Below are 26,924 nucleotides of genomic sequence, written 5' to 3' on the forward strand. Positions count from 1 at the left end.
ATATAATCTAAATTTGCAGCCTGATAAATATAAAGTTTCGATTATGCTGGAATATTTCATAGTTTGCCCTCTTGTTTTCCTTGCTGGATTCATTGATGCGATAGCCGGAGGTGGAGGATTGATTTCATTACCTGCTTATCTGATAGCCGGATTGCCGCCACATATGGCAATTGGAACCAATAAATTCAGTGCTTGTATGGGGACGATAGTTGCCACTTGGCATTATGCCCGCCGCGGATTTATAAATATACGCAGAGTGTGGCCGGCTGTATTGACAGCATTACTTGGTTCGTGGGCTGGAGCGAGGCTCGCGCTTATGGTGCCATCTGATATATTCCAGATTGTGATGCTTGTGATTTTACCTCTGACTGCTGTTTTCATAACCAGATGCAAGGCTTTGCAGTCTGACAAGCCGGCGCTTCCGGAAGGGAAAACGATGATTATCATTATGTTGTTGTCGTTGTTGATTGGTGTGTATGATGGATTTTATGGTCCAGGCACAGGAACTTTCCTTATGATACTTCTGATATATTTGGCGCGTATTGGTCTGAATGAGGCTGCCGGAACAACAAAGATTATAAATCTTTCTACCAATGTGGCTGCATTGGCTGTGTTTCTGGTTCATGGAGAAGTGTTGTTTCCGCTTGCAGTTGTAGCTGCTGTTTTCGGAATAGCAGGTAATTATATTGGAGCGAATTTCTTCACAAATAAAGGGAAAAATATTGCCAGACCAGTTATAATGCTGGTTTTGGTAATTATGTTCGTGAAAATTATATTGGACTTGACTTCTTAAATAAAAAACAATGCTACGCCGATAACGCTGATAAATGCGCCGACAATCTGACGGACAGTTATTTTCTCTTTGAAGAAATACATTGACGGAGCAATGATTATTATTGGAGTGAGTGCCATCAGCGTTGAAGCAATTCCTGCCGATGTATATTGCACAGCCATAAGGGAAAGAGAAACTCCAGCAAAGGGACCGAAGAAAGTTCCTGCGGCAGATGCTGTCATTGCCCTTCTGTCTGCAAACGATGCGAATAACAGATTCCATTCCTTCCGTATGAGCATTAGTGTAACAAATCCTGCGATACCGGCAAATGCTCTTATTTGAGTTGCTGCGAAAGGTAACATGAATTCCTCAAGTTCATTTGCTGGAGGATTATATTCCATAAAACTGTTCATGCCAATTTTGCTTAACACCAAACCAAAACCTTGTCCTATTCCGGCACCTATACCGAAAAGAATACCTTTTAATGGAAGATTAATGCTCAGTTTCTTTTTTTCGCCTTCAGCATCCTGATGTTTTCCTGTGATTGAAAGCCCTATTCCGAAAAGGCATATCAACATCCCGGCAATGGCATTCAGTCCCATTTTCTCACTAAGGAAAAGGAATCCTGTGATGGCTGCGGTAGGCGGGGCAAGAGTCATAAATAGCTGTCCGAATCTTGAGCCAATTAGAAGATATGAATTGAAAAGGCAATAGTCGCCGAAAACATATCCTACGGCACCGGATAATAACAGCCAAATCCATGCGTCAATTCCTGCATCCCATGGAGCGATACTTCCTGTTGTTATTTTCAATGTTATACCAAGCATTACTATTGCCATAAGTAAGCGTACAATGTTAAGAGTAAGTGCTCCTACACGTTTTCCTGCATATTCGAAACATATAGCAGTGATTGTCCATGATGTTGCTACGATTAGTGATATTATTTCTCCGGTGTACATATTCAGTAATGAGTTTTTAAGTTTTATGAGTTTTTAAGGAGTCAAGAAGTCAAGTATTTAAGAAGTTGAGGAGAAATAGTATTTTTACCTGAAGCCTTGTCAACTTGTTAACTCGTTAACTAATAAAAACTGGCAATATTAGTCAACATCTGCCAATCTTGCAAGAGATATCAATAAATCATTTTGTTGATATAGGTCATAACGTGGAAAAATATTATCTTCGCATGAGATAGGATTTTTTATTTAGGTCTCGTTTAAAGTTTATAAGGCTTCAGAGATAAGTATATAATGATACAAAAACAGCAAAATTTCAATTACAAAATCTAAATTAAAAGCAAAAGTATAATGAATAAAAGGTATTTGATTCCCATATTAGGAATGTTCGGTTTGGTCTCATCATTGTCGGCACAATCCAGAACAGAGTTTTTATTGGAAAAGAACTGGAAATTCACTCGTGAAGACAAACAAGAGTTTATATTTCCTGCTTATGATGATAAGCAATGGCAAACGGTGACAGTTCCTCATGATTGGGCTATCTACGGACCATTCAGCTCACAGAATGACAAGCAGAATGTTGCTATTTCACAGGATGGACAGACTGAAGCTATGGAACATGCCGGACGAACAGGCGGTTTGCCATTTGTGGGTACAGGATGGTATCGCACTAAATTTGAAATACCAAATTATAACAAAGGCAAACGTGTGTCATTGCTTTTTGACGGCGCGATGAGCCATGCCAATGTTTACGTAAACGGGCATAAGGTTGGATATTGGCCTTATGGATACAATTCTTTCCATTTTGATATTACACAATATCTGAATCCCGAAGGTGAAAATACTTTGGCTGTTCGTTTGGAGAATTTGCCGGAATCTTCACGTTGGTATCCCGGTGCTGGACTGTACAGGAATGTTCATGTGATAGTTACTGAAGATGCTTATATTCCTGTTTGGGGAACATATATTACAACTCCGGCTGTCAATGAGAAGTTTGCCAGAGTTAATGTCCGCACATCTGTGAAATTGCCAGGCGGTGCTATTCCGTCTGATTATATGGTTCGCACATCTATTGTTTCTCCTAAAGGAAAGATTGTCAGCGAATCTGATATGCCTCTGGATGCAGTATATCAGGAAGAAGGATATGTGGAACAGGGATTTGTTGTTGAGAAACCGGATTTATGGTCTGTTGAGTCTCCTTCCCTTTATAAGGCAGTATCAAAGATTTATAAGAATAAAACGGAACTTAAAGACGAATATACTTCGGTGTTCGGTATCCGTTCAATTGAAATCATTCCGGATAAGGGATTTTTCCTGAACGGTAAAAAGACCATGTTTAAAGGAGTGTGCAATCATCATGACCTTGGACCACTTGGCGCTGCAGTCAATGACGCAGCAATCCGCCGTCAGATAAGGATACTGAAAGATATGGGATGTAATGCGATACGTACTTCTCATAATATGCCGGCACCGGAACTTGTCCGTGCCTGCGACGAAATGGGGATGATGCTGATGGTTGAGAGCTTTGACGAATGGAACAAGGCTAAATGTGCCAACGGTTATCATAAGCTGTTCGATGAATGGGCAGAAAAAGATTTGGTGAACTTGTTGCACAATTACAGAAACAACCCGAGTGTCGTGATGTGGTGTATTGGTAATGAAGTGCCTACGCAGTGGGACGAAGGAGGTTGCAAAGTTGCCAAATTCCTTCAGGATATTTGCCACAGAGAAGATCCGACACGTCCGGTAACTCAGGGAATGGATGCTCCGGATGCAGTGGTTAACAATAATTTTGCGGCAGTTATGGATGTTGCCGGATTCAATTATCGCCCACATCTTTATCAGGTAAATTACAGGAAATTGCCTCAAAGAATTATTTTAGGAAGTGAAACGGCATCGACAGTCAGTTCGCGTGGAGTCTATAAATTCCCGGTTGAGAGAAAGGCTATGGCTGTTTATGACGATCATCAAAGTTCTTCTTATGATGTAGAACATTGCAGCTGGTCAAATCTTCCTGAAGATGATTTTATCCAGCACGAGGATTTGCCATATTGTATAGGTGAATTTGTGTGGACAGGATTTGATTATCTTGGCGAGCCGACTCCATATTATACTAATTGGCCAAGCCATAGCTCTTTATTCGGTATAATTGATTTGGCGGGAATTCCAAAAGACAGATATTATCTGTATCGCTCGCATTGGAATCTAGAAGAAGAAACCTTGCATATTCTGCCTCATTGGACTTGGAAAGGAAAAGAAGGAGATACAGTTCCTGTGTTTGTATATACAAATTATCCTGAAGCTGAACTTTTCATTAATGGAAAGAGTCAGGGACGCAGAAAGAAAGATTTGACAGTTTCTTTGGATTCATCAGGAACGAAAGAGGCTTTGGCGGGTTTGGAAAGACAGAAGCGTTATCGCCTTATGTGGATGGATACAAAATATGAACCGGGAACAGTCAAGGTCATTGCTTATGACAAAGATGGAAAGGCTGTGGCTGAAAAAGAAATTCATACTGCCGGAAAACCTCATCATATTGAATTGTCGGCAGACAGGACATCGCTTGTCGCTGATGGAAAAGATTTGGCTTTTATAAATGTCAAAGTAGTGGATAAGGATGGAAATTTATGTCCTGATGCAACAAACGAGATAATGTTTAAAGTGAATGGAGCTGGAAGCTATAAGGCGGCAGCAAACGGCAACAGTGTGTCTTTGGAATCATTTCAGGCTTCGCAAATGAAAGTGTTCAGTGGTCAGCTGACGGCTATTGTCCAAACTGATGAAAAAGCAGGAGATATAGTTTTTGAGGCGACTTCCAAAGGTTTGAAGAAAGCAGTCCTGAAATTGAAATCGACAGATAAATAGAAAAATAGAGTTGGCTTGGGAAATAAATATTAACCTTGTCAACTCTTTTCCTATATTACAAGGGAATTAGACAATAAAAACAAACGTATAAAATGAATTCAACAGAATTGAAAGGCCATGTGGCCATGTTTAGTGCAAATGTAATGTGGGGATTGATGTCTCCTTTGGCAAAATTTGTGATAATTGGTGGTGCAGTTTCTTCTTTGGTTGTTACGGATATGAGAATATTCGGTGCAATGGTATTGTTTTGGGTAGCTTCGTTTTTCCGTAAATCGGAATATGTTCCGCCAAAGGATATGTTTCGTTTATTTCTGGCTTCATTACTGGCTATTGTGCTTAATCAGGGAAGTTTTATTTCTGGAGTGGGAATGACATCTCCGGTTGATGCTTCGATTATAACAACAAGTATGCCTCTGCTGGTAATGATTCTTTCTGCCTTTTTCCTTAAAGAACCTATAACAGGAAAGAAAGTACTGGGAATTGCAGCCGGAGCTTCTGGAGCGTTGTTGTTGATTTTGGGAAGTCATCAGTCATCAGAGACACGTATTGTCGGGGATAATTATATACTTGGAGACTTGCTAGTCCTCTTTGCTCAGTTCAGCTATGCATGTTATATAGTTTTCTTTAAACATTTTGTTGAGAAATATTCATTGTTTACGATAATGAAGTGGATGTTCACATATGCATTTATATGTATTCTTCCATTTTCATATATGGATTTGATGCAGGCTTCGTGGGACGCATTGACTATCAATGAAGTTCTGTCATTATTGTTTATAGTTGTATGTAGTACTTTCATCAGTTACGTATGTGTTGTTATCGGTCAGAAAAATCTTCGTCCGACGGTTGCCGGAATGTATAATTACGTGCAACCGGTTGTTGCCTCAGTCATAGCTATTTGTTGGGGAATGGATTCATTCAATCTTATGAAAGTTCTTTCTGTTATATTGATATTTGTCGGAGTATATCTAGTTACAAAGAGTCGTAGCCGTGCAGATATGGAGAAGATGATGAAACAGAAGTCTGAAGTGCAATAATTCCGGAGTTTGTTATGCAGGAGGAATATATAGGTTTTGGCGGAAAAGACCGTGATACATTTGTCCGTTATGCGGAAACATATTTCAGTGAACTTTATGGATTGGTTGACAGTGCTGATATGTCTTTACGTCACCGATATGAGGAAATGTATCGTTTGTTCAATGTCGTTCTTAATGAGCAGACGGCCGGAAGTCCTATCAGTTTTTCCGGTCCGTTTCCGAAAATGGACTATCTGTGCAAGAAGATGGCTTATGATGATGAGGCATATTTCAGGCTTAATTCATTCAGAGCTTTCTGTATGCATTTGTCTGTCAAGAAGGACGATGAACTGGAGAGTTTTTTTCTGTCAGACGTCAGAACATTGTCTGAATTCATACGTGATTTGTATGACGTTTCAATACCGGATAATTTATCTGCTGTTTTCCCTCGCAAATTCAAATACCGCCAGCGAAACCGCAACAGTCTTTCGTATATCCGCATAATTGTGGATAATTGGGATGACGAGTATATATATGGAAGAACATCCGGCGAGGATTCTGACAAAGTGAAGATAAAATATCAGACCAGTGTGAACGGTGCTGACTTTACATATATAAAAGAGATTCTTACAGAAAACACGCAGCTGAATGTGATAGGCTGTATTGAAGAAGATGACTATTTTATTCCTGAGCAGATAATCTATGAGCCGGATTATCTGGTAGATATTTCATCCATAGCAGCTTGTTTCGAATCATATGGAACTACACATTTAGTTCATCTCATAAACAGAATAAAGCCGCAGGAAATAAAGAAGGCAATATTGCTCGGTAATTTTTCCGGACAGTTGCTTGATGAAGCTATATATAAGGATTCTTCGTCATTGAATAATAAGGAAAGATATTCGGAAAGTGCCATGGCTTTTTTCCGTAACAATGCATTGGCTCTTGCTACTTGTGATGATATGGATCGGGCTTTCCATCAGGATGCACTGATGCAGCAGAATAATCTGATTCATATGGTTTCCGAAATATTTCCTGGCATAGAGAATTACGACCCGGAAAAGATAATTCTCGAACCTTCATTCTTTTGTGAGAAACTGGGAATACAAGGCCGTATGGACTTGTTGCAGGAAGATATGAAAGTCCTGATGGAACAGAAATCAGGCAAGAAGGATTTTCATACAGACGGTCATGTGGAGAAGCATTATGTTCAGATGCTTCTTTATCTTGCCTTGCTACATTATAATTTTGGAAAGAACAATACGAGTGTTTCATGTTATCTTCTATATTCGAGATATCATAATGGTCTGATAAAGGAAGGAAATGCTCCTATGCTTCTAGCCGAAGCTCTCCGTATCCGCAATATGATAGTTTGGAGCGAGTATAACTACTCCAATGGAAATCTCCGTGAACTGATTGATAATTTGACTCCGGAAGATTTTCATCTGATTAATTCCGAGAAAAACCGTGTGTTGTGGGATAGATATTCAAAACCTCAGCTGAAGAATTTGCTTTCACCGCTGCAATGTGCCGATGATTTGGAAAAAGACTATTTCTATCGATTCTTCCGTTTTATTCAGCGTGAGCATATTTTGTCTAAAATAGGAACTCCATCGAAAGAGGCGAGTGGCTTCTCTTCAATATGGAATACAAATCTGGCAGAGAAAAAGCAAGTCGGAAATATCTTTGACAAATTGCATATAGTATCTTATGGAAATCCCGATGGCGGAAGCGACAGTGGCATATCTCAGATAACATTATCAGTGCCTCGTGGCGAGGAAGATGTGTTGCCTAATTTCCGTGTAGGAGATATTGTGATTTTATATCCATATTTGGAAGAAGAAGAGCCGGATGCACGCAAAACAATGGTGTTCAGATGCAATATCAAGGAACTGCGCACTGAAGAAATAGTTCTTTCTTTGCGCTCTCCACAAAAGAACAAATCAGTGTTTGTCAAACCGGGACATTTTTGGGCAGTTGAGCATGATTTCATGGATTCGTCATATAGTGCGCTTTACCGCTCAATGTATTCTTTCCTTACGGCAAAAGCTGACAGAAAAGATATGATATTGAACCGTCGTCAACCGCAGATTGACAAAACACTGAGTTTGAATGGTGATTATAGCCAGGGTGGCAAATGCCCGGATTTCAATGAACTGGTGCTGAAAGCAAAGCAGGCAAAAGACTTTTTCTTGCTTATTGGTCCTCCGGGAACGGGAAAGACTTCATTCGGTTTGGTAAATATACTGAAGGAGACACTGAGCAATCCTCAGTCATCAGTGCTTCTAGTGTCATTTACCAATCGTGCAGTTGATGAGATTTGCAGCAAACTTAAACGGGAAGAGATAGATTTTATCAGATTTGGTTCAAACCTCTCGTGCGATGATGCTTATTATCCATATCTTCTAGGAAATAAAGTTTCGTCATGTTCTAACATAACAGAAATAAGAAACACAATTTCTAAGACACGTGTTTTTGTTGGAACAACAACAGCTGTAACCTCAAATCTGAATTTCTTTTCTTTAAAGAAATTTGACCTGGCAATTATAGACGAAGCTTCTCAGATTTTGGAACCGCACTTGATGGGATTGCTTTGTGCAAAACATGGAAACTCTAATGCTATAGATAAATTTGTATTTATCGGCGACCATAAACAGTTGCCGGCAGTTGTTTCACAATCTGAGTCTGAATCAGCAGTGAGCGAGGAAAGTTTGAAAAACATCGGATTGGTGAACTGCCGATATTCTCTTTTTGAAAGATTACTTTTTTTGCATAAAGGAAACGACAGTCTGTTTTTCACTCTGACCAAGCAAGGACGAATGCATCCGGGAGTTTCGGCTTTCCCCAATAAATCGTTCTATGCCGACTCATTGGTTCCGGTTCCTTTGAGCCATCAGATTCCGGAGAATCTGCCTTTTGCCGGATTGCCAGTTTCAGGATTGGAAAGGTTGTTGGCATCCAGACGTTTTCTGTTCATTTCTTCGCCTCGAATAGATAATCCTTATGCTGTAAAAGTTAATATTAAGGAAGCAGAGATTATATCTTTGATTGTAAAATCTGTTTGGGATTTATATCTGAAAAGCGGGAAGAGTTTTTCTGCGGCATCTACTTTAGGAATCATAGTTCCGTATCGTAATCAGATATCTGCAATACGTAAGGAAATCAGCAAATACAATATTCCGGAATTGTCTGATATTACAATCGACACTGTTGAGAGATATCAAGGTAGCGAACGTGATGTCATAATCTATGGTTTTACTGTTCAGAAAATATATCAGTTGGATTTCCTTGCGGGAAATGTGTTTGTTGAGGACGGAGTTCTGATTGACCGTAAATTGAATGTCGCATTGACTCGTGCAAGAGAGCAAATGATTATAGTTGGAGAGAAAAAATTATTATCCCATAATTCTGTTTTTGCTGAACTGATTGAATATTCGGAAAAGTTAGGATGTTTTTTTGTTTGGAATGATATGCCTGAATAAACTTTTCAGAATCACTTGAATTTCTTTCCGAGAGTAATTCTTTTTTCTTCCGAGAGTAATTTGAATTTGTTTCGAAAGAAAATTTAGTTGGATTCGAAACAAATTCCAGTTACTTTCAGATATAGTTTTATCCATATTTCCATATTTTTGTATTTATATAAGATTGTATTGATACTTATAAGATATTTTCTGTTTGTGGAAATATATGTTTACCGAGAATCGTAGTTAAGTTAAATACTTATATCATAATAGAGTAATATGAAAAAACGTTGTGTGCATTTACTTGTCCTGATTTTATTTGTCAAATTAGGAAATATTTTTGCTGTTGAGCCGGTGGATTATGTAAAACCTCAAATTGATACACATAAGTCCAGATGGTTCTTTTTCTCATCAGCTTCGCGTCCGTTCGGATTAGTGAGTCTGAGTCCAGACAATGCCGTAAAAGGTTCGTGGAATTCCGGCTATTTGTATGACTCAACTTATGTGAGATGTTTCAGCCACGTTCATTGCTGGCAGCTTTCCGGAATACCGGTGATGCCAACTGTTGGAATGATAAACGGACATAAAGGAATGGATTTCTATAAGTCTGAATATTCGCATGAAGGTGAAATTGTAAAACCAGGATATCATAAGATAAAACTGGACAAATATAATGTCAAGGTAGAGTTGACATCGACAAACAGAGTCGGATTTCACAGATATGATTATTCTTCGGCTGATACAGCCAATGTCCTTTTCGATGTAGGAGCATTTCTGGCTCACGATAAAACAACGAAAGCCAAAATCTATAAAACTTCTGCCGACGAAATACGTGGATATTCTCTGATGGCACCTACTCATCGAAGAAAAAAGCCTATTCAGGTTTATTTTGTTGCCAAATTCAATAATCCAATTTCTTCTTTTGGTGGATGGGAAAAAGATGCTTCCGAAAATAAGATTCTTTCTGATAAGCAGATTTATGAAGGAGAAGATGTTGGAGGCTATGTACGTTTCTATAATCTGGACGGTAAACCATTGCTAATGAAAGTAGCCATTTCATATGTTAGTGAGGAGCAGGCTCTGTTGAATATGCAGGAGGAACTTCCTCATTGGGATTTCGATAAAGTTGTTGACGATTCTTTTGCTGAATGGAACAGTGAGTTAGGCAAAATAAAGGTTGAAGGCGGAACTTATGAGCAAAGAGTGAAATTTTATACTGACTTATGGCATTCTCTTTTGGGAAGACATACTTTCTCTGATGTAAACGGAAAATATATTGATAATACCGGAAGTGAACCTGTTGTCCGCTCTGTTCCTTTGGATAAAGACGGAAAACCTGTCAGAAGCACTTATAATTCGGATGCTTTTTGGGGTGCGGAATTTAATCTAAATATATTGTGGTCAATTGCTTATCCGAAAAGGATGAGTGAGTTTGTTTCCACTTTAGTGGACTATTATGATAATGGTGGACTGATTGCACGAGGACCTAGCGGCGGTAATTATACTTATGTTATGGTCGGCGACCAGGCAACTCCGCTGATTGCTGCTGCATATAATAAAGGAATACGCGATTTTGACATCGAAAGTGCTTATAAAGGTTGTCTTAAGAATTCAGAACCTGGAGGAATACGTGACCATGCCGGATATGAAGTTGAGCCGAACAAATACATGACTTATTATGTTGAGGATGGATTTGTTCCGGATGATATCAAAGGAAAAGGCGGACATGTTGAGGGCTGCGCTATGACTTTGTATTTTGCATATCAGGACTGGTGTATGGCTCAGTTTGCTAAGTCACTGGGAAAGGATGATGTGTATGACAAATATTTCAAGCGTTCGTTCAGTTATAGGAATGTGTTTGATAAAAATGTTGGTTGGATGCGCCCCAGAATGTCTGACGGAAGCTGGATGAAAGATTTTGCTCCGATTGGAAAAGGTTTCAATATGAAAGGTTTTGTGGAAAGTAATTCTGCTATTTTTACATATTATGTTCCTCAAAATATGCCGGACTTGATTGATATGCTTGGAGGAAATGAGGCCTTTGTGAAACGTTTGTCCGAGCAGTTCGAGAAAGCTTCGCATTCAAATTTCATAACACCTCATGGTTCGCATGCCGAGAATTGGGTAGATTATGAAAATCAGCCGTCGTTGCATATGGCTCATTTGTTCAGTCATGCCGGTGCCCCATGGCTGACTCAATACTGGGTGAGACGAATAAAGAAAGATGTGTTTGGCGACATCACTCCTTATGGCGGATATAATGGTGATGAAGACCAGGGACAGATGGGCGCACTTGGTGTGCTGATGGCTATTGGTCTATTCGATATTCAGGGTGGAGCATCTGTTGATCCATGCTATGAAATTACTTCTCCGATTTTCGACAGAGTGGAAATTTCACTGGATAAAAGATATTATGATGGAGACAAGATTGTTATTGATGTAAAAAACAATAGCGAGGAAAATGTATATATACAGAATGTACTTTGGAATGGCAAACCTCATAATTCTTTCCGTATTCCACATAAAGAGTTGATGAAAGGAGGAACTCTTACTATTGAACTAGGAAATAAGCCGAATAAGAAATGGGGCATAGACTGATTTCCTGGATTGCAATAAATTCATCTGAATTATAGGTCCGGACCCGCGGTGAAATATATCTATATATATTTGTTCATACATCTATATATATTCCGAATTACTTCTATATATATTTTCAAAGGCTTGTTTATAGTCTCATTCTATATACAGAAAGTTTACGGAGAGATGTTTCACAATTTTGCTATTTCTTTAATAAGCAGGGAAATATGGTGAATTGATGACAATGTTTAACAAATGTTTTAATCAGCCGTGATTCACTGTTTTTGGGGAAAGTATTTATGCGGAATAATGATGAGAAATCAAAGTGAAAAATTAATGTCCCTTGTTTTGAAAAAAACTGCCTACGTTTCCGAAAAAACGTAGGCAGCTTTTTCCTGAAACTTCCCATGTTTCTTGATAGCTGTTCACAATATAGGGCACTAATTTCTAAACCTTATCTTTTCCTAAACTTTTGTATTCTTCAAATCTCTCTAAAATCTCTTTTACATAGTTGAATGTTTCCGAGCCACGCAGATAACCATGTTTACATACAGGGTCGTTATAATATTCTGGTTCACTTTTAAGACGTACAAAGTCAGCAACATTATGTTCCCAAATATTAGGATTTTTTCCATATTTCTCAGCAAGACGTCTGGCGTCATAAATATGTCCAATTCCTGCATTATATGAAGCAATGGTGAATTTTATTTTTTCCTCTTCGTCTTCTATTTCAGGGAAACCGTCGTAGAAACGCATCAGACATTCAACTCCTGTACTGATTGCTGTTTCAGGCTCTCTAAGTTCGTGTGGAGTTACACCTAAAGCTTTTGCTGTATTTGGCATTATTCCCATAAGACCTTCGGCGCCAGCCCATGACACAAGATTAGGATTGAAATGCGATTCCTGGTATGAAATAGAAGCAATAAGTTTCCAATCCCAACCAATTTTTCCGGAATATTTGCGGAAGAATTTATCGTAAGGAGAAATGTGTCCCTTAGGAATTTTTGTCGGAGCAGACAAATCTTGTTTACCCAATTCGTAATATCTCTTGATGATACGGCTGAATGAACGTTTTCTGTTATTATCAGAAGCCCAGGAATTAATCGAATTAGCCAAATCTGAATTTTCCTTTCTTACAATCCATGATGAACGTTGCACAAAACTAATTTTAAGGTTGGTGTTGATATTCCAATGGTAAGTTTTGTTTAGTCGTGCCACATTTTCATCTGCAACTGTGTATTCAATTTCACCTCTTGAAACCATAGAAATCAAATCCTCCAATGAAATTGAATCATTATTGACAATCTTTATGTCAATATCTCCTCCAAGTTCACTGTTCAAATTCTTCATTCGTGTCAGAAATCTCGAATTGTCTTTTACATAAACTGTTTTGCCGATAAGTTCTGTTACGTTTTTCAGAATTTTCTTGTTCTTGTCCGTGCGCTGTATCAGGACTTGAGAACTTTGTTCCTCTTTTCCACAGTATGTGTATTTATCTTTTAGATTATTACTTACGAAAACCGGATATGCAATTACATCAACAATTCCACTGTCAAGCATTTCATACATTCGTTCACTGCTTGGAGCAACTTTTATTTCAAGACTCAGATTGTTGGATTCAGCATAATCCTTAATCATTTCATACTCATAACCCATCGGTTGCATTCTGTATTGGAAATAACTTGTAGAACTATATAATGTGGTGACAATCAGTTTGCCGTCTTCCTTTATCTGTTCAAAATTTCTGAAACATATTTCCTCATTGTCGTCAGAATTATTGTTTTGTCTGCCGCCAATGCACGAAACAAGAATAATGGTAATTAGTAGGAAAAAATAGAATGGTTTCATAATGGGAGATTTTGTGGATAAGAAAGGGTAGAGTAGTGTAGTTATGTTGTTAAGTAGTTAAGAATGGCATTCCTTCTTAACTACTTAACACTATAGTTCTTAATCCCTCAATTCCAATAGTACCACATTTTCTACATGGTGAGTGTGAGGGAACATATCAACAGGACGAACCTTTTTGACTTTATATTTGACATCCAACAGGCTCAAATCACGTGCTTGAGTCGCAGGATTACAGCTGACATATACAATACGCTTAGGCTGTGCAAATAATATGACATTTATTACATCGTCGTGCATTCCGGCACGAGGTGGGTCTGTTATTATTACATCTGGCCTGCCGTGTTTGTTGATGAAGTCCTGTGTAAGTATATCCTTCATGTCGCCGGCATAGAACAATGTGTTGTCAATATTATTTAATGCAGAATTTACCTTTGCGTCTTCAATAGCTTCCGGAACATACTCGATACCGATTACTTTCTTCGCCTTGCGTGAAACAAAGTTTGCAATTGTTCCAGTTCCAGTATAAAGGTCATAGACCAATTCTTCACCAGTTAGTCCGGCAAATTCTCTAGCCACTTTATACAGATTATATGCTTGTTCGCTATTAGTCTGATAGAATGATTTAGGACCGACCTTGAATTGCAATCCTTCCATTTCCTCTATAATATGATCCTTGCCACGGAACACCAGGACTTCCTGATCTGTGATTGTGTCGTTACATTTGCTGTTGATAACATAAAGCAGGGAAGTAATCTCAGGGAACTGCTCAGCTACGTGATTGAGCAATGCCTCGCGACGTTCCACATCTTCGTGATAGAAAACAACAACTACCATCAAATCTCCTGTTGATGCAGTTCGTATCATAAGCGTACGAACGAATCCTTCCTGATTGCGCAGGTCATAGAAAGGATAACCATCGTGTTCGAGACAATATTTCTTTATACAAAGACGGATTTTGTTGGAGATATCATTCTGCAACCAACATTTATTTATGTCAAGAACTTTGTCAAACATTCCCGGAATATGGAATCCTAAAGCATTCATACAGTCGAATGTTTCACCGGATTGAACTTGTTCCTCGGTTAGCCATTTTTTATTTGAAAATGTAAATTCTAGTTTGTTACGATAGAACGTAGTATTTTCCGAACCAAGTATAGGAAGTATTTCTTCCATTTCAATTTTTCCTATTCTTGTCAGATTGTCTATAACCTGCTTATGCTTGTATTTAAGCTGTTCTTCGTATGGAAGATGCTGCCATTTGCAGCCACCGCAAACACCAAAATGTTCACAGAAAGGTTGTGCTCTTTTTTCAGAATATTCATGGAAGAACACTGCTTTTCCTTCTGCATAACTGTTTTTCTTTCGTGTCAGTTGGATGTCAACAACATCACCTGGGGCAACGAATGGAACGAAAACAACCATGTCATTGACACGTGCAATCGCTTTTCCTTCAGCCGCTACATCTGTAATTGTCACCTTCTCAAGCAAAGGCAACTGTTTCTTCTTTCTTGCCAATGTATTATATATTTTAAACCGTTTGCAAAGATAAGGTATAATAAATCAAAAACCTTGCTTTTTAAAGTGAAAACATTAAAACATTTGATTTTATGATGTTGTTATTTTTATATAATAGTTGACGAGTAAACGGGTAGTACATGTCATATTGTCTTCTTGTGAACTTGTTCCCTCGTCTCTTAAAATATTAATCTTAAAATATGAAGGCCATGGGAAAGAAGAATTTTATTTTGGATACAAATGTGATACTTCACGATTACAAATGCATCGAGAATTTTCAGGAAAATGATATTTATTTGCCAATAGTTGTTTTGGAAGAACTTGACAAATTCAAACGTGGAAGTGATCAGATAAACTACAACGCTCGTGAGTTTGTGCGTGCTTTGGATGCGATAACTACAAATGATTTGTTCTCGAAAGGTGCTTCATTGGGTCCTGGAAAAGGGATGCTCCATGTTGTTACTGGCGGAGTATATCACAAAGATATTGAGGCTTCATTTCCTTTGAAAACTGCGGATCACAGGATTCTTTCGTGTGCTAAAACTGTTGCTGATGAACACCCGGATATGGTAACTGTATTTGTCACCAAGGATGTGAATCTGCGAATGAAGGCTCGTTCGCTTGGCATACAGGTTGAGGATTATATCACTGACAAGGTTACAAATGTTGATATTTTTGAACGTGCCCAGGAAACATACGAAGGCATTGATGGTGATTTGATAGATAAAATTTATTCAGAAACTGAGGGTGTTGATGCTGCCGAATTGATTGAGATGCTCAAACTTCAGCCTAATGAATGCTTTATATTGAAGAGTGAACGCAATTCTGTAATGGCACGCTATAATCCTTTCACCGGTAAAATAAGGCGTGTTGGCAAAAGCAATAACTACGGTATCCAGCCACGAAATGCAGAGCAAAGTTTTGCTTTTGAGGTATTGAATGATCCGGATATCAAACTGGTTGCTTTAACAGGAAAAGCCGGAACTGGAAAAACTTTGCTTGCCCTTGCTTCTGCATTGAGGCAGAACGAAGCATATAAGCAGATCTTACTGGCTCGTCCTATTGTCGCTTTGGCTAATAAAGATCTTGGTTTCTTACCTGGTGACGAAAAACAGAAAGTGGCTCCTTATATGCAACCTTTGTTCGATAATTTGAATGTAATCAAAGGACAATTACCAGCTGGAGGTTCGGATGTTCGACGCATAGATGATATGCAGAAAAACAATCAGCTTGTCATTGAAGCTCTTGCTTTTATTCGAGGTAGAAGTTTGTCTGAAACATTCTGTATAGTTGATGAATCTCAGAATCTGACTCCGCATGAAATTAAAACAATAATTACCAGAGCAGGTGAGGGTACAAAGATGGTGTTCACCGGTGATATTCAGCAGATAGATTCTCCTTATCTCGATTCTCAAAGTAATGGTTTGGCATATATGGTCGATAAAATGAAAGGTCAGGACTTGTTCGCCCACATTAATTTGATAAAGGGAGAAAGAAGTCAGCTTTCTGAATTGGCATCAGATTTGTTGTAAAGTTTCGGACAAGTTGACGAAGGAATATTTGTGAGGTTAATCTGTCAAATAAAACCTTCGTCAACTTGTCGGCTTATCAACTTCTTTTCAATCAGTGTATTGCTGATGTTTGGAAAGTGTAAATTGTTATATAAATGGACCGAGAAAAAAGAATAATGCGAGCCACATTGTTGGGCTCTTTAGCTAATTTAGCCTTGCTGGCGTTTAAGTTTGTGGCAGGTTTTTTAGGAAATAGTGCTGCCATGATTGCAGATGCTGTGCACTCTTTGTCAGATTTTGTCACAGATGTCATAGTAGTTTTTTTTGTAAACATTTCGTCCAAACCAAGGGATGAGATTCATAAGTATGGTCATGGAAAATATGAAACTCTTGCCACATCAGTTATTGGAATAATACTTCTTTGTGTCGGTTTCGGTTTGTTTTGGGAAGCAGCCTGCAGAATATGGGATTATTATGTGAATGATATTCCTTTGGAAAGTCCTGGAATGATAGCCTTGATTGCAGCTCTGATTTCAATTGTAGTAAAGGAGCTTCTTTACCAATATACTTGCTGGGTCGGCAAGCAGGTAGATAGTCAAGTGGTTATAGCTAATGCCTGGCATCATCGTTCTGACGCTTTTTCATCCATAGGAACAGCATTAGGAATTGGGGGCGCGGTTCTTTTAGGAGACGAATGGCGTATTCTTGATCCTTTGGCGGCTGTCGTTGTAAGTATGTTTATTGTGAGAGTTTCACTTATGCTTCTTCATCCTGCAATAAATGATTTGTTGGAAGTTGCTTTACCTCCGGAAACAGAAAAGGAAATATTAGATATATTGTCCGAGAATAAAAATATTTCATGTCCGCATAACTTGTATACTCGTAGAATTGGCAATTCTGTGGCTATTGAAGCTCATATTAGGGTTGATGGAAATACAAGTGTGGCGCTTGCTCATGAATGGACTAGGGAGATAGAAAACAATTTACGTAATAGATTCGGTAAGGATACACATGTGATGCTTCATGTTGAGCCTAGTACTTCAAAGCATTAATTAAACAAGTAAATAAGAATGAATATTATATATCGGGGTGAACTGTTTTGGTTTGTATCAGATCCATTGATTGATGGTGATAAATCATATTGCCATATAACAGATGGCGGACTGGTTGTAGGTCATGAGGGGAAAATATTGGATGCAGGTGATTTTTCTGAGATTCGTTCAATCTATCCAGATGCAAATATTACAGATTATTCGGGCTCGTTGATAATGCCTGGATTTATTGACACTCATGTTCATTATGTTCAGTCTGAAATAATAGGAATGTATGGTAAGCAATTGCTGGATTGGCTTAATAACTACACTTTCCCAGCTGAGTCAATGTTCTTCTATCCGGAATATGCATCCAAAGTCGCAGAGAATTTCCTTAAGGAATTGTTGAGAAATGGAACAACGGCATGTATGGCATATTCTTCAGTACATAAAGTATCAGCAGACGCACTTTTTTCTGAAGCGGTGAAATTGGGCATGCCTGTCTTCACCGGAAAGACATGGATGGATAGAGAAGCACCGGATTATCTTATGGATACTACAGACAGTGCTGTTAGAGACACAATTGAACTCATAGAGAAATGGCATGGAAAATCTCGTTGCCGGTATGTGGTGACTCCGAGATTTGCAATTACTTCAACTCCTGATGCGTTAAAACTTGCCGGGGAAATTCATAATACATATACTGAAACTTATATGCAGACGCATTTGTCAGAAAATCTGAATGAAGTGGAAGTGGTTAAAAGTCTGTTCCCCGATGCGCCGGATTATCTTAGTGTTTATGAACGATTCGGATTGTTGACAGATCGTAGTGTGTTTGGACATTGCATACATCTGACAGAACGTGAATATAAAGCGCTGCGAGAAAGTGGTGCAGTTGTGTCACATTGTCCCACTTCGAATTTTTTCCTTGGAAGCGGCTTGTTCTCAATGAAGAAAGCTAATGATAATGGACTTAAGACGACAATGGCAACAGATGTTGGTGGCGGAACATCTTTTTCTATTTTCCGCACAATGGATGCTTCATATAAGATGCAGCAATTGCAAGGATATTCACTTAATCCTTTTGAATCATATTACAAGAGTACTTTAGGCAGTGCAAAGGCTTTACACATTGACACAGAAACAGGTTCTTTCGGTAAAGGCAGATATGCCGATTTCATTGTGGTAGATTATTGTTCAACGGTCCCTCAAAAACTCCGTTGTGAACGTTTGCTATCGAAGGGAGAATGGACACTTCAGCATAAGCTGTTTGGATTACAAACATTGGCGGATGATAGAGCTGTGCGTGCAACATATGTCTCTGGGAAGAAATTACACGATAGAGATAATGATATAGGCAGAGAATAAATATATTTTCTGCCTATTTTTGTTTTAAATATATTGCATTGTGTTTCTAAATGACATAAATATTATATTATTACAGACAAATAATAAGTTAAAACCATGTAAATAGTATCATATTGTAATTTGATTTATCTTGATTTTGTTTTTCTAATATTAAATATTTAGATCTTATTTTACTTGTGAAAGTAAATTTATAGTTTTGCAATCAATAGTAAAGGTAAAACAATATTTATTAGACCAAATGAAAGCAAAACTAGGTATGAATAGGAATTATGTAAATAAAGACATATCTAAAGTCAAATACATTGTAGGCCAAGATACAGGATTGTATAGGAAAGAATTTGAACACGACGCATGTGGAATAGGCATGATAGTGAATATAAATGGAAACAAGTCGCATGAACTTGTTGATTCAGCCTTGACTGTCCTTGAAAATATGAAACATCGTGGAGCTGAAGGTGCTGATGACAAAACAGGAGACGGAGCCGGAATTCTGGTTCAGATTCCTCATGAGTTTATCCTGCTTCAGGGAATTCCTGTTCCAGAAAAAGGGACTTATGGTACAGGCCTTGTTTTTCTCCCAAAAGACAAGAATGAGCAGAAAGGTATAATTGATATTATAGAATCTGAGGTCAAAGATTCTGGAATGTCTGTGCTTGCGTGGCGACCTGTCCCAGTTGATTCTTCTGTTCTAGGAAGTGGAGCATTGGCAACTGAGCCGGATATCATGCAGATTTTCATTACAGCAAATCCGCTTCCAGAGAATCTTGAACGTTCTCTTTATATTCTCAGAAAAAGAATTGAGAAAAAAGTATCACATCCGGATTTCTACATTGCATCCTTGTCCGGAAAGAATATTATATATAAAGGAATGCTTTCTTCGGAACAACTACGAGAATATTTTATAGACCTTAATCAGCCGTATTTTACCAGTGGTCTTGCTATTGTACATTCTCGTTTCAGCACAAATACTTTCCCAACATGGAGCCTTGCGCAGCCTTTCCGTTTCTTAGCTCACAATGGCGAAATTAATACTATCCGTGGAAACCGTGCATGGATGGATGCTCGTGAAAGTGTCCTTTCAACTCCGTTCCTTGGTGCTGTGAAAGATATTGCGCCTATTGTTCAGCCGAATATGAGTGACAGTGCATCTCTGGATAATGTTTTAGAATTCTTCGTGATGTCCGGTCTTAGCCTGCCGCATGCCATGGCAATGCTTGTTCCGGAATCATTCAATGATAAAAATCCTATCAGTGAGGATTTGAAGGCTTTCTATGAATATCATTCAATATTGATGGAACCGTGGGACGGACCAGCAGCACTTATTTTCAGTGATGGCCGTTATGCCGGAGGAATGTTAGATAGAAACGGGTTGCGTCCTGCAAGATATCTTATAACCAAGAATGATACTCTTATGGTTTCTAGTGAGGCAGGAGTTCTAGATATTGCTCCGGAGCAAATCAAGTCAAAAGGAAAACTTCAGCCGGGAAAAATCTTTTTGGTTGATACTCAAGAAGGGAAAATATATTATGATAAAGATATAAAGCAGGCTTTAGCTTCCGAGAAACCTTATCGTCAGTGGCTTTCTGCAAACCGTATAGAGTTGGATACTCTTCGTAGTGGTAGAAAAGTTGAAAATACTGTTGCAGATTATGAGCGTAAACTTCGTACATTTGGTTTTACTCGTGAAGATATTGAGCGTACTATAGCTCCTATGTGTACAAACGGAGCTGAACCTACAGCTTCAATGGGAAATGACACTCCGTTGGCTGTTCTTTCCGAGAAGCCTCAGCTTTTGTTCAATTATTTCAGACAGCAATTTGCTCAAGTTACTAATCCTCCAATTGACCCGATAAGAGAAGAGCTTGTTATGTCGCTTACTGAATATATTGGAGCTGTTGGAAACAACATACTTATTCCGGACGAGTCACATTGTAAGATGGTGAGACTTCCTCATCCTGTCCTCAGCAACAATCAGTTGGATTTGTTGTGTAATATCAGGTATAAAGGTTTCAACACTGTAAAACTCCCAATACTTTTTGAGGTATCTAAAGGAAAACAAGGATTGGAAGAAGCTTTGCATCAGCTTTGTCTTCAGGCTGAGAAATCAGTTAGTGACGGTGTAAATTATATTGTCCTTTCTGATAGAGGTGTTGATTCCACTCATGCTCCTATTCCTTCATTGCTAGCAGTCAGTGCTGTGCATCATCATTTGATTAGTGTGCAAAAGCGAGTACAAACAGCTTTGATTGTGGAAAGTGGCGAGATACGCGAAGTTATGCACGCAGCACTTCTCCTTGGATATGGTGCAAGTGCCATCAATCCATATATGGTGTTTGCTATACTTGACAGCCTGGTTCGCAAAGGCGAAGTTCAGATGAATTATGAAACTGCAGAGAAGAATTATATAAAGGCTGTTTGCAAGGGCTTGTATAAAGTTATGAGTAAAATGGGTATAAGCACTATCCGTTCTTATCGTGGAGCTAAAATTTTCGAACCGATAGGGTTGAATGGTGACTTGTTGGCTAAATATTTCGGTACAGGAATTTCAACAATAGGCGGTGCTCGTCTCGATGAAATTGCTGCGGATTATATAGCATTCCATAATTCAGGTTTCGTATCAGAACAGGGAACAGATGAATTGCTGCCTCATATCGGACAATTCTCTTTCAGAAAAGACGGTGAGCAACATGCCTGGAATCCGGACACTATAAGTGCCCTTCAGTTGGCAACACGCCTTGGCAGCTACAAAAAATTCAAGGAATTCACAGCTGCGGCAGATAATAAGCCTGCTCCTGTTTTCCTTCGTGATTTCTTCAGATTCAAGAAGAATCCTATTGATATTTCAGAGGTTGAACCTGTGGAAAGTATCGTTCGTCGTTTTGTAACAGGTGCTATGTCATTCGGCTCAATCAGCAAAGAAGCGCACGAGGCTATGGCTTTGGCTATGAATGAGCTTGGCGGACGCAGCAACACTGGCGAGGGTGGGGAAGACTCTGCTCGTTTCAAGGGAACTTATGATGGAATTTCATTATGCAGCAAGACTAAGCAAGTTGCTTCAGGCCGTTTCGGTGTCACAACTGAATATCTTGTCAATGCAGAAGAAATACAGATAAAGGTGGCACAGGGTGCGAAACCGGGCGAAGGTGGACAGCTTCCTGGATTCAAGGTTGATGAGATTATTGCTCGTACCCGTCACTCAATACCTGGAATTTCACTTATATCACCTCCACCTCATCATGATATCTATTCTATTGAGGATTTGGCACAATTGATATTCGACCTTAGAAATGTGAATCCGGATGCCCGAATCAGTGTCAAGTTGGTTGCTGAAAGTGGAATCGGAACTATCGCAGCCGGAGTTGTTAAGGCTAAGGCAGATTTGATAGTAATCTCTGGAGCAGAAGGTGGAACAGGCGCTTCTCCTGCTTCTTCAATGAGATATGCTGGTATTCCTCCAGAAGTAGGATTGAGCGAAACTCAGCAGACACTCGTTCTCAATTCTCTTCGTGGAAAGGTGAGATTGCAAACTGATGGACAACTAAAAACTGGACATGATATTATTAGCATGGCTTTGTTGGGAGCAGATGAGTTTGGCTTTGGAACAGCTGTATTGATAGTTTTGGGTTGTGTTATGATGCGCAAATGCCATGCTAATACATGTCCAGTTGGTGTTGCCACTCAAGATCCTGTGCTTCGTGAGCATTTCCGTGGACATTACAAATATGTAGTGAACTATTTCCGTTTCCTGGCAGAGGAAGTAAGAGAATATCTTGCCGAGATGGGCTTTAAGAAACTGGATGATATAATCGGTCATACAGATTTGATAGAAGTTGATACAGAAAAAATGGTCGGTAAAGGTGCATTGTTGGATTTCAGTCGTATTTTCCATAAAGTGGACAATGGTTCAGCTATACATTATATACCTCGTCCATTATATACTTTGGAGAGAAATATTGACAATTCTATTATAGAGGCTTCCTTTGAATCTGTTGGCAATGCAAGGGAAATATCTCTTGAATATAATATTTCAAATACAGACCGTTCTGTTGGTGCAATGCTCTCCGGACATGTCGTTTCGCGTTTTGGCGAAGCAGGATTGCCTCATCAGACTATATCTGTGAAATTTAAAGGTTCGGCAGGTCAGAGTTTTGGTGCCTTTCTTGCTCCTGGAATCAGCTTTAAACTTGAAGGCGAGGCTAACGACTATCTTGGAAAAGGTTTGAGTGGCGGACATATCAGTGTTCAACCTCCTTTACGTTCGACATTCGAAGCTTCAGAAAATACAATTGCGGGAAACACTCTGCTTTATGGTGCTACAAGTGGTGAAGTATATATCAGCGGTAGAGTTGGAGAACGTTTTGCCGTAAGAAATTCTGGAGCAATAGCCGTAGTAGAAGGTGTTGGAGATCATTGTTGCGAATATATGACCGGTGGACGTGTGGTTGTCCTTGGTGAAACAGGTCGCAATTTCGCTGCCGGAATGAGTGGTGGTATTGCTTATGTATGGGATAAGAACCATAACTTCGATTATTTCTGTAATATGGAAATGGTTGAACTTTCTTTGCTCGAAGATGCTTCTGCACGCAAGGAACTGCATGAATTGATACGTCAGCATTACCTCTACACTGGCTCATCTTTGGCTCGTACAATGCTTGATAACTGGAATAAATATATCGACGAGTTTATACAAGTAACACCGATAGAATATAAGAAAGTTCTGGCTGAAGAGCAGATGCGAAAATTGCAGCAGAAAATATCGGAGGTTCAGAGGGATTATTGATAGTCGACAATTTAGTAAGTTGACAAGAAATGAAATCCTTAGGTATTAAATAACAATAAACCAACAAACTCAAAAACAAAGAAAATGATTAATCCTAAAAACTTCATAACAATTCGCCGTCAGGAAGCAGGTTACAGACCTGTTCACGAACGAATAGCTGATTTCGGAGAAGTAGAACAAACACTTAACACCGGAGACCGACGTCTTCAGGCATCCCGCTGCATGGACTGCGGTGTTCCGTTCTGTCATTGGGCTTGTCCGCTTGGAAACAGACCTCCGGAATTCCAGAAAGCAATGTCTGACGGCAAATGGGAGAAAGCATATAGAATTTTGTCCAAAACGAATGATTTCCCTGAATTCACCGGCAGAATATGCCCGGCATTATGTGAGAAAAGTTGTGTCCTCAAGCTGAGTATGAACGAAGCTGTTACAATTCGTGAAGACGAGTGTGCTGTAATAGAAGCAGCTTTCCGCGAGGGCTATGTTGTCCCACAGGAATATAGCCGCAATGGCAAGCGTGTTGCCGTAATCGGTTCAGGACCTGCTGGATTGGCAGCATCTAATCAACTAAATCGTATGGGCTATGATGTCGTAGTTTTTGAAAAATCAGAATATATAGGCGGACTTCTAAGATTTGGTATTCCTAACTTCAAACTACAGAAAACCGTAATCGACCGTCGTATCCATATAATGGAGCAGGAAGGAATAACTTTCCGAACAAATGAAGAAATAGACCTTACTGCTTTGCCTGACGGATTTGATGCATATTGCATTTGTACCGGTACACCTGAGGCTCGTGATTTGCAGATTCCGGGCAGAGAACTCAAAGGAATACATTTCGCTATGGACTTGCTTGCACAGCAGAATAGAATACTTGCAGGTAGAGTTTTCTCACCTGATGAGCTTATTTCAGCTAAAGGAAAACATGTCGTAGTGATAGGAGGTGGCGACACAGGTAGTGACTGTATAGGTACTTGCAATCGCCAAGGCGCTCTTTCTGTAACTCAAATAGAAATTATGCCAAAGCCTCCAGTTGATTATAATCCTTCAACTCCGTGGCCGCAATGGCCAGCTATTTTGCGTACAAGCAGTAGCCACGAGGAAGGATGTATACGCCGTTGGTCTTTAACTTCTAACCATTTTATTGGTGAAAATGGTGAGGTAAAAGGTGTTGAAGTTGAAGAAGTGGAATGGAGCACACCTGCTGACGGTTCCCGTCCTGTGATGAATCTAACAGGAAGAAAAGAAATTCTCAAAGCAGATATGGTTCTTTTGGCAATGGGATTCCTCAAGAATAATCTGCCACAGCTTCCTCCTAATGCCTTTGTTGCAGGTGATGCAGCAACCGGAGCCAGCCTTGTAGTAAAATGTATTGCAGGTGGACGAAAGGTTGCAGCAGAGATAGATAAATATTTAAACTTTAGTCATTAATATTATTTCGCAAGAAAGATAATGTTGTTATAAACTCCATACCTTTCTTGCGAATCCTTAAAACCTTATTATCATGTGTGGAATTACAGCAGTGTTCCGTATTCAGGAACAAAGTCCGGAACTCAGAACTAAAGTACTGACAATGTCTCGCAAACTACGTCATCGCGGTCCGGACTGGAGTGGTATTTATTGTGGAAAAACAGCAATCCTAGCACACGAACGATTGTCTATCGTCGATCCTCAAAGTGGCGGTCAGCCTTTATTCTCGCCCGATGGAAAATTGATTCTTGCCGTTAATGGCGAAATATATAACCACCGTGAAATCAGAGAAAAATATAAAGACAAATATGAGTTCCGTACAGGCAGTGATTGCGAAGTAATCCTTGCTCTTTATCGTGACAAGGGAATATCTTTCCTTGAAGATTTGAGTGGTATATTTGCTTTTGCTCTTTACGATGAAGAAAACGATGATTTTCTTATTGCCCGTGACCCAATTGGTGTGATACCTTTGTATATTGGTTTCGACAATGACGGAAAAGTTTATTGCGCTAGCGAACTTAAAGCCTTAGAAGGTTTCTGTGATCGTTACGAACCATTCCTTCCTGGTCATTATTATTCAGGTAAAGAAGGAAAAATGACATGCTGGTACACTCGCGATTGGTCATCTTACGACGCTGTAAAAGATAACGAAACATCTATACCTCTGCTTCGTGAATCTCTTGAAACAGCTGTTCGCCGTCAGCTTATGAGTGACGTACCATACGGAGTTCTTCTTTCCGGAGGTTTGGACAGCTCAGTTATATCAGCAATTGCACGCAAATATGCTTCACGTCGTATTGAAACTGATGGTAAGAATGAGGCTTGGTGGCCACAGCTACATTCATTTGCAGTCGGATTGGAAGGTGCACCGGATTTGGCTAAGGCAAAAGAAGTGGCAGAACATATTGGAACAGTTCATCATGAGATCCATTATACAATTCAGGAAGGTTTGGATGCCTTGCGTGACGTGATATATTATATCGAAACTTATGATGTTACAACTGTACGAGCTTCTACTCCAATGTATCTGTTGGCAAGAGTAATAAAAAGTATGGGTATAAAAATGGTTCTTAGTGGTGAAGGTGCAGACGAAGTGTTCGGTGGTTATCTATATTTCCACAAAGCTCCGGATGCCAAAGCATTCCACGAAGAAACAATACGAAAACTTTCCAAACTTTATCTTTACGACTGTTTGAGAGCAAACAAGGCTCTTTGTGCTTGGGGTGTCGAAGGTCGAGTTCCTTTCTTGGATAAAGAATTTCTTGATGTGGCAATGCGAATCAACCCGGCAGATAAAATGTGTCCCGGCAAAACTATCGAGAAAAAAGTGGTTCGTGAAGCCTTTGCAGATATGCTTCCTGAAAGCGTTGCCTGGAGACAGAAAGAGCAGTTCAGTGACGGTGTTGGATATAGCTGGATTGACACTCTTAAGGAATATACATCACAGGCAGTTAGTGATGAGCAAATGGCTCACGCCGCAGAGCGTTTCCCAATTAACACTCCAATGAACAAGGAAGAATATTTCTATCGTTCTATATTTGCGGAATATTTCCCTAGCGATAGTGCTGCAGCCAGCGTGCCAAGTGTACCGAGTGTTGCATGTTCAACTGCTGAAGCTCTAGCTTGGGATAAAGCTTTCCAAAATATGAATGACCCAAGCGGAAGAGCTGTTGCAGGAGTTCACGAAGATGCTTATTAACAACCAATAAAAAATAGGAAGACACATTGTGCCTTCCTATTTTTTTGTTTTTTCATCA

14 protein-coding genes are annotated in these 26,924 nt (G+C 39.3%); 11 read left to right on the top strand and 3 right to left on the bottom strand.

From position 1 onward, the window contains the following. Positions 1 to 43 precede the first annotated feature (43 nt). On the top strand, positions 44 to 793 hold the full coding sequence (locus ACYIAR_RS15390) for a sulfite exporter TauE/SafE family protein (RefSeq protein WP_480330905.1): 750 nt from the start codon (positions 44 to 46) through the stop codon (positions 791 to 793). Here the strand turns inward: ACYIAR_RS15390 and ACYIAR_RS15395 are convergent. Then, on the bottom strand, positions 790 to 1,731 hold the full coding sequence (locus ACYIAR_RS15395; RefSeq protein WP_480330907.1) for a DMT family transporter: 942 nt from the start codon (positions 1,729 to 1,731) through the stop codon (positions 790 to 792). The two genes, ACYIAR_RS15390 and ACYIAR_RS15395, sit on opposite strands and share 4 nt — an antisense overlap. Positions 1,732 to 2,076: 345 nt before the next feature. On the opposite strand from ACYIAR_RS15395, the gene galB reads away from it, so the two are divergent. From galB to ACYIAR_RS15415, 4 genes are all read left to right on the top strand, one after another. Then, positions 2,077 to 4,590, top strand: a complete 2,514-nt coding sequence (galB, locus tag ACYIAR_RS15400; RefSeq protein ID WP_480330909.1) for a beta-galactosidase GalB — start codon at positions 2,077 to 2,079, stop codon at positions 4,588 to 4,590. A gap of 92 nt (positions 4,591 to 4,682) precedes the next feature. Next, the gene (locus ACYIAR_RS15405) at positions 4,683 to 5,627 is read left to right on the top strand and encodes a DMT family transporter (RefSeq protein ID WP_480330911.1); all 945 of its coding nucleotides are present in this window, start codon (positions 4,683 to 4,685) and stop codon (positions 5,625 to 5,627) included. Between the two features lie 14 nt (positions 5,628 to 5,641). Then, a complete protein-coding gene (locus tag ACYIAR_RS15410) occupies positions 5,642 to 9,088 on the top strand; it encodes a DEAD/DEAH box helicase (protein WP_480330913.1) in 3,447 nt (1,148 codons plus the stop codon). Between the two features lie 258 nt (positions 9,089 to 9,346). Continuing rightward, positions 9,347 to 11,665 (top strand): GH92 family glycosyl hydrolase, encoded by a 2,319-nt coding sequence (locus ACYIAR_RS15415; protein WP_480330915.1) that lies wholly within the window; start codon positions 9,347 to 9,349, stop codon positions 11,663 to 11,665. 426 nt (positions 11,666 to 12,091) lie between these two features. Here the strand turns inward: ACYIAR_RS15415 and ACYIAR_RS15420 are convergent, their stop codons facing one another. Both ACYIAR_RS15420 and rlmD read right to left on the bottom strand, forming a co-directional pair. After that, entirely contained in the window at positions 12,092 to 13,495 is a 1,404-nt protein-coding gene (locus ACYIAR_RS15420) for an MltF family protein (RefSeq protein WP_480333679.1), read from the bottom strand. 96 nt (positions 13,496 to 13,591) lie between these two features. Continuing rightward, complete coding sequence (gene rlmD / locus ACYIAR_RS15425) at positions 13,592 to 15,007, bottom strand: 23S rRNA (uracil(1939)-C(5))-methyltransferase RlmD (protein WP_480330917.1); 1,416 nt, start codon at positions 15,005 to 15,007, stop codon at positions 13,592 to 13,594. Positions 15,008 to 15,216: 209 nt separating this feature from the next. On the opposite strand from rlmD, the gene ACYIAR_RS15430 reads away from it, so the two are divergent. The 6 genes from ACYIAR_RS15430 to asnB all read left to right on the top strand — a co-directional run bounded on the left by ACYIAR_RS15430 (position 15,217) and on the right by asnB (position 26,866). Continuing rightward, complete coding sequence (locus tag ACYIAR_RS15430; RefSeq protein ID WP_480330919.1) at positions 15,217 to 16,539, top strand: PhoH family protein; 1,323 nt, start codon at positions 15,217 to 15,219, stop codon at positions 16,537 to 16,539. A gap of 134 nt (positions 16,540 to 16,673) precedes the next feature. Then, positions 16,674 to 17,570 (top strand): cation diffusion facilitator family transporter, encoded by an 897-nt coding sequence (locus ACYIAR_RS15435; RefSeq protein WP_480330921.1) that lies wholly within the window; start codon positions 16,674 to 16,676, stop codon positions 17,568 to 17,570. 18 nt (positions 17,571 to 17,588) lie between these two features. Further along, positions 17,589 to 18,917: a guanine deaminase gene (guaD, locus tag ACYIAR_RS15440; RefSeq protein WP_480330923.1), complete on the top strand. Its 1,329-nt coding sequence runs from the start codon at positions 17,589 to 17,591 to the stop codon at positions 18,915 to 18,917. Positions 18,918 to 19,173: 256 nt separating this feature from the next. Continuing rightward, positions 19,174 to 23,697, top strand: a complete 4,524-nt coding sequence (gltB, locus tag ACYIAR_RS15445) for a glutamate synthase large subunit (protein WP_480330925.1) — start codon at positions 19,174 to 19,176, stop codon at positions 23,695 to 23,697. A gap of 84 nt (positions 23,698 to 23,781) precedes the next feature. Next, positions 23,782 to 25,128: a glutamate synthase subunit beta gene (locus ACYIAR_RS15450; protein ID WP_480330927.1), complete on the top strand. Its 1,347-nt coding sequence runs from the start codon at positions 23,782 to 23,784 to the stop codon at positions 25,126 to 25,128. Between the two features lie 73 nt (positions 25,129 to 25,201). After that, positions 25,202 to 26,866, top strand: coding sequence for an asparagine synthase B (gene asnB, locus ACYIAR_RS15455; protein WP_480330929.1), 1,665 nt, complete (start codon positions 25,202 to 25,204; stop codon positions 26,864 to 26,866). The last annotated feature ends 58 nt before the right edge of the window (positions 26,867 to 26,924 follow it).

The sequence above is a fragment of the Parabacteroides sp. KHUB-01 genome (genome assembly GCF_056640935.1).